Below are 10,113 nucleotides of genomic sequence, written 5' to 3' on the forward strand. Positions count from 1 at the left end.
CCATTTCCAAGTTTTTTTGATTGAAAGTCTCCTGTTTCTTTTCTTCTTTGCTGCCACTCCCATAAAGTAGTTCGTCCAATTTTAAATCTTGCTGCCACTGTTTCTCTGCTTTCTCCTTCGTCTAGCGCTTCCATTGCTTTTTTCCTTAAGTCATAACTATATGCTGCTGGCACTCAACCTCCTTATCATCGTCTATCCTTATCTTATCACATCCGGACTTCTATGAAAAGAGCTATACCTTGGTCAATTTCTTCTTTTGTTATGTTGAATGACTTTGCAACATCTTGATATCCAATCTTGCAATTTCCACAACCAATTATGCAAAAAGCAATAGAATTAGATATTTCACTTGCAGCCCACTTATGTATAGCGTAAGCCAAATAATTGTCATGGTATTTAATGCTAAACTGTTGTTCTATTAGCTCAGAAATTTTATTCTTTAGAGACATAAAGCACCCTCCTTACATTCGTTATACCTTTTTGTTAAGATACACCATTTACATCATTTATTACATGCTTTACTTTAATTAATTATTAAAATGAGGGCATCATTTCCAGAGCTATATCTTTTTACCTTGATAATTCTTTTTTGACTTCCTCTTTAATTATCCCACTTATATTCACGTTAAGATCCCCTACCCAAAAATCAGTCATAGTTTCAAGATCGTATAGATCCTCTATTACTTTTTTAATAGCAGCATTTATTTCTTCTTCGTCAAATTCCTTTATAATAGGTCTAATCTTCACATACCCTGGAGAGCCTTTACCATAAATTCCTTTGCTTTTATTAATGCAGCCACCTGCACCAGATCTACTGCTTCTCAAACCACTTCCACACTCTACTGTTTCATACTTGATTTCACCATTTTCTATATATGCTATTTGATTGTCTTGTGTAGACTTCAGTTTATCTGCCTTTACAATTTTCTCCTCTAGCTTTAAATCTTGCTTATGAATTACTGTTTCCTCATAACCCTTACCACCGTATGTTCTATACTCACCTCCACCTGCAACAGTAATCAGTTGCTGGCAATGTTGCTTCTGCGAATTGCACATTTCTATGAAAACAGGTCCCCCGTCCTTATCTGAGAGGTTACTTTCCTGGTTACCCCCTCCCTCTGTGACTTGCACCTTAATTATAGGATAATTAGGATCGATTTTCAGTTTAGCTTTAATATAATCTCCTGGCATCCCTACTCTGCTTTCAGTAGAATGGCATTTTTGATTGTCACAGCCACTACCTTGTATATGACCTGCTTCACCACTTCCCCACGCTTCTATTTTAATACGATCAAATTTTATTGATAAGTCATCTGTATAAACATCTTTATTTTTATGATCATAGGATTTTTCATTATTTTTTTCAAGATCTGGTTTCCTATTTTTCAGCTGTTCCTTGATTATCTCTTTTAATTTTTCTTTTAATTTCTTTTTGAGACCTTCTAAATCGAACCTACACAATTTATCAGCGTAAAAGACCTCCGTTCTGTTTGCTTTAATCAGTTGATCTTTTAATTGTGTACACTTTCGTACTTCATTTTTTTCATCTCTTAATACTTTACCATCCTTATCTTTACAATCCACTTCCTCATACCTTAAGTAGAATGGCTTATCATCTTCATTTTTATTCAAATATTGTTTTGAACGGCTACACTTTCCATCAAAGCAGATGCAACCATCATCACCTTGCTCACATCCTTCTTTATGCTCTACATCCGTCAATTTGTATACTACTTTCAGTCCTTCACCAGATTTTAATTTTTCGCCTATTTTGCTATCTTTCTTCACACAATAACTGCATTCTTCCTTCTTCTGCTCATTTTCATCAGGGAAGAAAACATACTCTTGCTTATTAAATATTATTTTATCCAACCTCTCTTGAGTTTCTTTCAAAGGGTAAACTATTTCCTTGCTTGGAAGATAATAGAACTGATTTGATTCCTTGGAGTAAACAGCATTGTATTTAGTATATCTTGTTCCCATTAATTTTAGTGGTATTATTTTATTTTCTCTTTCAAGAACAAACTCCTCTGGTTCTGGCTGCCATCCAGAAAGACAAAGCATTTTACTGTTAGAATTTCCTTTATACTTTACTTCTGTTTCTGGTTGTCCTAAGTTGTTCAATTTGCACTTATTCCCCTGAAACTCTTTACATTCCATTTCAATATCAGGAACATAGCCATATTCTTTCAGAACTTTAAATTGTTGCGGATTACTTTCTAATATACCTTCTATAATATTATCAATATAACTTTTTTTGTTATTACTATCAGTCGTTTTAGCTACTATTGCTGGTTTTACTACTTTTAAAGATAGAGGGCCAATATTTACAGGATGGTTGGTAACATTAAAAGTACATAAACCATTACTGTAGGTTCCACGTGCTTCATAAGTACAAGTGTTCTCACTCATCTTCATTCTTATCTTTAACGTGTCACTCTGCTTTCCAGACGCGTTACTTCGTACTATTTCTACTACTTCAGGCTCTGGAGCAGGTGGTGCCGGGAAACAGCGGACGAACTGCGGATTTTTTTCATCTATACTTTGAGTTCCAAGGTATTCAGCGCAGAGCTTATCTTTTTCTCTATAAGTTTTGAAGTAGTACGTGATGCCATCTTTGTCTAAAATAGAGCGCCACTCAGCTTTATTTTCTCCATACCCTTTAGGGAAATCTAATTTTTCTCCAATCTTCCCATCTCTTCCTTTCAGATCACCAATGATTATCTTAACCTCAGGATTAAAGTAATCATTATCTGTTATAGGAACAATTCTAACTTGTGGAGGTGACATCGCAAGTTGCTCGCAAAGTGAAGGCGGTCCAGGTGCAAGTGGTATAGGAGCACATTTTACTTTTTTTTGATAGCAAGTATCACAAACATTTTCCATTCCTCCAGGGCGAAAAATATTTGCTCCTTCACCTACTTTATCAGCCCATTCAAAAATACCACTTATACAAGCCGCTTTTTGGCTACAAGCACATATTTTAGGAGAATTAGCAAATTTCTTTTTTTCTTCATTAGTAACATTATCTACCCACTCCCACTCAAGACCTTTCGCAATTCCTTCCTTAATTTTTCCATCACCTAACATTTTATCTCCTTCCCAGTCGATAAAAACTGCTGCAGAAATTCCAGCCCCGCTCGTCTGCGTTCCGTATATCTGGCGGCAGGACGTTCCATTAGGTAATACATAACAGTTACCTCCTTCATAGTCGCAAACTTGAATCTTTGGGTTGAAATAACCATCAATTCCTTGGTCTTTTATTGCTGTCACTTTAATTTCTTTTAATAGATGAGGATCAAAATTCAAATCATCCCACTTGCCAGTAAAGAAGTTCGCAAGACCTTTTCCTATTGAGCTTCCCCCAGCTTCAAGATCAGTACGAGTGTATATACCTGTGCAAGTATCAGAATGGCCACTATTTGCACCAAGCAAAATCAATACTAGGAAAAAAAAATTAGCTTTAAGCTTTACATTTTTCATAAAACACCGGTAACCACTCATTAACTTCTTCTCCTTTTTCCTTTATTGCCTCATACATATACTTTATAGTCTCTTTGTTAGCTGAAAGTACATGTATTTCTTGCATATTCTTTAAATCTAAATTTAAAGTTACTAATCCTTTGTACTGTTTTATCAAAAATAAACCTTCCTGCGTTGGTGTTTGCAGAATTATATTCAGCTCCTCTTTTGATAAAGAAAATGCTTTCATGTATAATCTATTTGCATTGACGTTCGGCATCAAGATTCTTGTATCAACATGTTTATCTAAATATTGAGTAAATTTGCTAGCAAATGCGAGATTTAAATTTTCAGTACTTAGGATTACCACAACATTTAGTTCCGTCATTCTTTGCATCCAGTTATCAAACTCTTTCTCTGTAGGAAAAATATTACTTATCTCCCATGCTTCATCCAAAACAAGTATTGCAGGTGAGCCATCACATTTTGCCTCAAAAGAATATAAAAAATAGTAAAGTATCACGGACATACATTCTTTTCGTTTTGTGAGGTTTGCGGTGTTGAGAGATATAATTTTTGTTTCCCAGTCAATATCTGATTCATCACCATCTTGAAATAAGTAAGCAAACTCACCACCATCACACCATCTATTTATCTTACCCCCAAGGAGCAAGAGCACCTCAGAAATTTGTGAAATAGAACGTGATTCCTTGGGTATAGCAAATATAGAATCCACAATTTTTCTTATCTTTTCTTCTACGTCCACCAAGCTCGTATCGGCTACCATTCTTTTGATCAGTTCAACCAACATATTGCGATTGGAAGCACTATCTTCAATGTTTAGTGGATTAAATTTTAGGCTTTTGTCCTTATACTTCGGATCGATTATATAATATTTACCACTCACTGCTTTAGTAAAAATTATCGACTTTCCAGTGTTATCCAATATGACAATTCTTGGGTTAAACTTTCTTGATTCTGATAATAGGAAATTAATGAGTGAGGTTCTGCCTGAATTTGGAGCTCCAAGTATCGTAGTATGGCCATTATTTCTTTTTCCATGGAAATTAAAGAAGTAAGGATTTCCTTCTTTTGAGAAAAAAACTGTTACCGCTTCTTTCCACCTTCTTCCTTTTAATGTACCTGACGTAAAATCGTGCAGCATAGCAAAGCTGCAAGCGTATTTTGTTAAGATATTTTTCGGTTGCGTAATAAAAGCAAAATTGCCTGGAAGTTGTGCCCAAAAATGACTTTCCATATGTAGATCAGTTCTAAATATCATGAAGCCAATCAATGACATTATAGAAGATAAATCACTAATACTTTCAGCTAACTTATTCCTATCGTCTGCAAATATTGTAAAAATAATTTTCTGTTGGCAGAAGTCTATACTAGAGGTCTTTTCAAGCTCTATTATTTCTTCAATTCCTGAGCTTTTAAGTAAGGTATTATCCTCACTAATTTGCAGCATGTTGATTTGTTTTTTAAATTCTTTTATTGCTTTGTTATTACTAGTAAATATCATTACTTCTGTAATGATAAATTCAGATTCAAGCTGCAAGCATCTATCTATATTACCTAAAGAGATTTCCCGGTATTCTTTTATGCTGAAAATAGAGCCAAATTTCTGTTGATTTTCAAATATTGTTTGAAACGTATTGAAACCAAAAGCTATTTTAAAATTTCTAATATATTGCGACAGGTCCCTTTCATGTATTGGATAATCTTTGTGCGTTAATGTAACAATATAGTGGAGAAATTCTATCATTTCAGAATATATTTTACCTTCACTAAACCTTAGACCCAGTTTTTTAGCTCCAAAAGGTCCTAAATCACTGTGAATTAAGTCAGTTATCTTTTGCAACTCTTGGTGGCTTTCTTGTAAAGACAACTTATGCTTATTCTTTATTCTATTGAAAAAAAACGAATTATTAGTATGCTTGCCAAAATCGCTAAACAATATTACAATATATAGTTCATTTATATACTGTAATTTACTATCAGTTAGTTTATTAAACCACGTTGAATGTAGGTTGTCAGAGAAGTCTTCAGTTTTATTCCATTTCAAGCTCAGTTTATTGCGCTTTCTAACGGTATGAATCCAAACGGTAAAATGCAGGCTATTAATATTTTTTGATATGCTTTTTCTAATTTCAGTTCTGAGGTCGCTGTAGTTATCAACAGAAGAATAATCTTCTAACTTGATTATTTTTAACAATTCTCCCTGTTTTGTTAGTATGGTTTCTTCATCGTAATGACAAGCATAAGGAACAAAATCTAAATCGATGCTTTCTAGTAATGCTAAGTTGTTCTTTTTTTCAAACTTAGAGTTAATCGCTGGTACTTTTAGCTGCATATGCGTATTCAATAAAGATAATTAAAAAAGATAAAAACACTATCTTAATTTTTATCTTTTTTTTCGCTATCGGATTGTAATTTTATATCCTTTGCAAAGTTAAATTTTTCTTTTAAGTAGTCTGTTGCCTTTTCTGTACTACCGAACATCAGGACCAGTACACCAAACATTATCATAAAAAAGATTAGACCTCTGAACACTACTGCAATTATCACTGCAGCTATACACAACCCTATGATTGTTGAAGGACTCATATTTTCTACAGTATCTTTAACTGAAAATGAAGAAATAAAATTTTTTACCGTTTCTTGTATACCCTTTAATTCATCACTCGCCAAACTTGCTTCGCTAGAATATGATGCAAAAATGAAACTTAATAAGGCTATAAAAACCAAAACTTTATTCAATTGAATGCGCATCAACTAAACACCTTTTAAACATTCCTCAGATATAACAACTTTTATATCAATAGGCAAGAACTGAATTCACTTATCCACTACAAGTAACACATATTTAATTTTTACCGCTGCGAACATGCTGTAAGCTCTTATCATCAACAAGAGGACTCACATTAATGGATGTTAATTTACTTGATAGGAAGTTTGAATGCAATTCAGCTACTGCTGCTATAGCAAGCACTGCAGTCATAGCAAGTAGTCCTGCTCCTATCAATCCTGATGTCATTGCTCCTGCAACAATGCACCCTATTGTGGAGAGAGCACAACCTGCTACAAATGCAACGTGAAGATTTCTGTTATTGGGTTGTTTTTCAAGTGGAGTATCTTCACCCTTTTTCTTATTCAAAGGAAATTTCTGCACGATTGTAATGGCGTTTTTTCTGTCCCTTTTTTCTTCGGGTTGCATTGAATCTTTTGCCTGGCTGCCTGTCATCTGAGTAGTTTGACTATTTGTATCCATACTTTCTTTTTCTCTGGATCCCAGTGGGCTTTGTTGCATCGCTAGCTATGATGGATTAAAGATAAAAAAGATGGAGAATATCAGTAGCTTATTATTCTGGTATTTATAACAAGAACGGTCAGTGAATACCTAAATTTGAGTAAAAGAAATTTCACTACCACTCACTAATCCGGCTAAAATTCAAGAATTTCAATGCTTTAGCTATTTTCAATAGAATTAAATTTATTAATGTAAATAATAAATTACTATTCTTAAATTTGATCAGATTGATTGCAAAAAAACAAGATTTTCAATAGGTTACTTATAATCCTAACTATAGTTAGCCTTTCATAAGTAGCGATGCAACAAAGCCATCCCAGTGTCACGCACTGGGATGACATCTGTGGTGACTCTTTCTCAACTTGATCTTCAATCTTTTTATTATATTTAGAAGGAGATCTTCGTCCACTTGGCCCTTTGGACCTTGTTTTAGTTAGGTGTGCTAATTTTGTCTCTCCTTCATCCTCTGGTTGTAAGCCATTATCTCCTTCAACAGAGCTCAATGTTGAGTTTAAACTTTCCTCAGATGAAGTGCTTGTTACTAAAGTTAAACTGCTCCTTCTGCTACTTACTGGTGATTTCAAACTTTCTTTACTCGTTCTAGGTGAGTCTATTCCACTATCTGAATCATTGCCACTACTGAGTTTAGAAGTTTGCTTCTCCTCTATTTCTTTCACAACCTTGCTATATTTTTCAAACACTTCCTCTGTAACATCTGAATTACTAAGTATTTTATTATCACCACTTTTTTTCTCAGCTACATTCAAGGGTGTTTCTTGTGTGTTGTTTTGCTCTTCAATATGTTTTAGCTGCATTTGATCTTCAATATTTTCTTCAACAGCATTTGGTATTGAGCTTACACTGCTGCTCCTGTTAGTAATATCCAAAATTGTTTGTACTATTGCTGCCTTTTTTTTGAGTCTAGTTTTTTTGACTCTGTTATTTCTGCTTTCAACGCTGGAAGAAAGTGTTGGATATAATTATTATAATGTTCTCTTTTTTTCCCCACTGATTTTTCTAACTCAGCTAATGCTTCAGGACTAGTTCCTTGCTTGGATGACTCTAAGTGTTTTGCAATAGCCTGCTCATTTTGTCGTTCTCTCAGTATTTTTTCCAATTCAGCCAATGTTTTAGGACTAGCTCCCTGCTTGAACAACCTTTTGCATTCTTTGGAAGTCTCATCTTGATTTTCTTGATAATTTTCTGCTGTTACCTTTTTGTATATAGTGTTGCTCAATTGTTGGTTAATATCTCCTTCCTTACTCTTAGGTTTTTTAAAGGGACTGTGCATAACATTCCTCCATACATAATAAAATGTATAGATACCTCTTTAGCGTTAATTTTACATTAAAACTGGGCAATTATGCCATATTATAAATAATTGCGGCAACTTGCTTATTGGAAGGTCGCTTAACTATTTGCTTTCTGGGCTTTCTACTTCTACAGATTTGCTATTAATATGATTCTTTGCTTGTTGAACTAACATATCCACTACTTCTTTTACAGGCTTTTCCCTATCAACCATGCCAACACTTTGGCCGGCCATTAAAGATCCTGTTTCAACATCTCCTTCAATCACTGCCCTTCTTAAAGCTCCAGCCCAGAACTTTTCTATTTCAAGCTGCCCATCTTCTTTTGAGATCTGTCCCTTTTGGTATTCATCAATAACTTCTTTTTGACGCTTCATGAAGTCATCGCTTGCTTTGTTGGCTATAGCTCTTACAGGAATTACAGGAAAATCAGCACTTATCTGTACAGAAGGTATTGCATTACGTGCGGCCGATTTAATAAACACTTCCTTAAAATTTTTGTGGGCAATTGACTCATTAGTGCAGACAAATAATGTACCTATTTGACAGCCACTTGCTCCCATTTCCAGGTAATTAACTATCATTTCACCTCTTCCTATTCCACCTGCAACAAACACTGGTATTTGTTCATTTTTAAAATGAGGCAATATCTCTTGTGCAAGAACAGAAGTGCTAACTGGCCCTATGTGCCCACCTGCTTCCATTCCTTCTATTATTAACGCATCCACTCCCATTTTTACTAACCTTTTCGCAAGGCTTAATGCTGGTGCAAAGCACATAACTTTAATGCCTGCACCCTTGATTTTTTCTATATTAGGCTTTGTTGGCAGTCCACCGGCAAGCACTATATGGCTCACTTTCGTTTCAATACACACATCTATCAACTCACTCAACTTTGGGTGCATAGTAATTAGATTTACACCAAATGGCTTATTAGTTAATTGCTGCGTCTCTATGATTTCTTTTTTTAGCAAGTCTGGAAACATTGCACCACATGCAATCACACCAAAACCACCAGCGTTTGAGATTGCTGAGACCAAGTTTCTCTCTGAAACCCAGCTCATAGCACCACCCATTATAGCAAACTCACTGCCAAGAAAGTCTGTTCCTTTTTTCCAGAGGCTACTTAACATATAACCTATATCATACGTTTAAAAATGTTTTGCTTATCTATAAATGTGTGTTTCAAAGCGCCAAGTATATGTAAGATTATAAAGAGTACCATAAAACATGCAAGCATCGAATGTAGCTGATTAGCCGTGTTAGCTAGGTCTTTGTTTTGATTAATCAACAAAGGGATATGAAAAAAATATTTGATCTGTTTGCCAGAAGCAGAAGACATGACATAGCCAGATAGTGGCATTAGCACCATCAAAGAATATAAACCAAAGTGTACTGCTTTACTTATATTGATTACAAACCGAGAAAAATTTGCTGGAAGTGGTGGAACATAAGTAAAGACGCGAAAAAATATGCGTACTATGATTAATCCAAGAATAGTGATACCGCAAGCCTTATGAATAGCGTATATGTTGAACTTAATTTCATTGCTAAGTGGTAAGCTTTTCATATAAAGTCCAGAACAAAGCATACCGATAATAAAAACAGCCATCAACCAATGGATAACTCTTAAACCTAGGCTATATTTATTGTCTTCCATTTTGATTACTCTAAAGTAGCATTTATATAGTAGAAAAACTATTTTTCAATCAAAATTATTAAAGCAATTTAGATTTACCGACAATGTAGCTATACAAATTCGACCCAGCCGAGAGTCAAGTAGCAGGCACTGGCATCTAAGTCATAGAAACGGATTAAATGCAAAACTTACTTGACACCCTTCGCCAGCGCCCTTATCATGATAGTGAAGCTGTTGTATTTGCTTTCGCCAATCTGCAGATTAAAAGGTAAGGATTACTTAATGTATCGGCGTCTTACGTTCAATTTTTTGCAGTATATAGATACTGTATGTCTTTACAAAACTTCATCTACATCTAGATTTTTATCTAAATAAGCTGAACGCGCTTA

At 34.6% G+C, this 10,113-nt stretch carries 9 protein-coding genes and 1 pseudogene; all 10 read right to left on the reverse strand.

Annotated elements, in window-relative coordinates; genetic code table 11:
- Positions 1–173, reverse strand: a 173-nt coding sequence (locus OZD66_RS04550; RefSeq protein WP_275022056.1) for an IS630 transposase-related protein, incomplete at its 3' end; no start/stop codon positions are given.
- Between the two features lie 33 nt (positions 174–206).
- Positions 207–449 (reverse strand): hypothetical protein, encoded by a 243-nt coding sequence (locus OZD66_RS04555; RefSeq protein WP_259348562.1) that lies wholly within the window; start codon positions 447–449, stop codon positions 207–209.
- Between the two features lie 121 nt (positions 450–570).
- Positions 571–3,483 (reverse strand): hypothetical protein, encoded by a 2,913-nt coding sequence (locus OZD66_RS04560; protein WP_275022348.1) that lies wholly within the window; start codon positions 3,481–3,483, stop codon positions 571–573.
- Positions 3,464–5,818 carry a VirB4 family type IV secretion/conjugal transfer ATPase gene (locus OZD66_RS04565; protein WP_182367833.1) on the reverse strand — a complete coding sequence of 785 codons (2,355 nt, stop codon included), beginning with the start codon at positions 5,816–5,818 and terminating at the stop codon, positions 3,464–3,466. The genes OZD66_RS04560 and OZD66_RS04565 overlap by 20 nt, the downstream gene beginning before the upstream one ends.
- A 44-nt stretch (positions 5,819–5,862) precedes the next feature.
- Entirely contained in the window at positions 5,863–6,237 is a 375-nt protein-coding gene (locus OZD66_RS04570; RefSeq protein WP_182367854.1) for a hypothetical protein, read from the reverse strand.
- Between the two features lie 94 nt (positions 6,238–6,331).
- Positions 6,332–6,592 (reverse strand): annotated as a pseudogene (locus tag OZD66_RS04575) (hypothetical protein); the annotation flags it as partial.
- A gap of 395 nt (positions 6,593–6,987) precedes the next feature.
- Entirely contained in the window at positions 6,988–7,662 is a 675-nt protein-coding gene (locus OZD66_RS06035) for a hypothetical protein (RefSeq protein WP_410543764.1), read from the reverse strand.
- Positions 7,663–7,673: 11 nt separating this feature from the next.
- Positions 7,674–8,066 (reverse strand): hypothetical protein, encoded by a 393-nt coding sequence (locus OZD66_RS04585; protein WP_259348561.1) that lies wholly within the window; start codon positions 8,064–8,066, stop codon positions 7,674–7,676.
- Between the two features lie 123 nt (positions 8,067–8,189).
- Positions 8,190–9,218, reverse strand: coding sequence for an NAD(P)H-dependent flavin oxidoreductase (locus OZD66_RS04590; RefSeq protein ID WP_182367831.1), 1,029 nt, complete (start codon positions 9,216–9,218; stop codon positions 8,190–8,192).
- Positions 9,219–9,223: 5 nt separating this feature from the next.
- Positions 9,224–9,745 (reverse strand): cytochrome b, encoded by a 522-nt coding sequence (locus tag OZD66_RS04595; RefSeq protein ID WP_182367828.1) that lies wholly within the window; start codon positions 9,743–9,745, stop codon positions 9,224–9,226.
- Positions 9,746–10,113: the final 368 nt, after the last annotated feature.

Origin of the sequence: Wolbachia endosymbiont of Drosophila baimaii (genome assembly GCF_028982185.1) — a bacterium.
Taxonomy (GTDB): Bacteria; Pseudomonadota; Alphaproteobacteria; order Rickettsiales; family Anaplasmataceae; genus Wolbachia; species Wolbachia pipientis.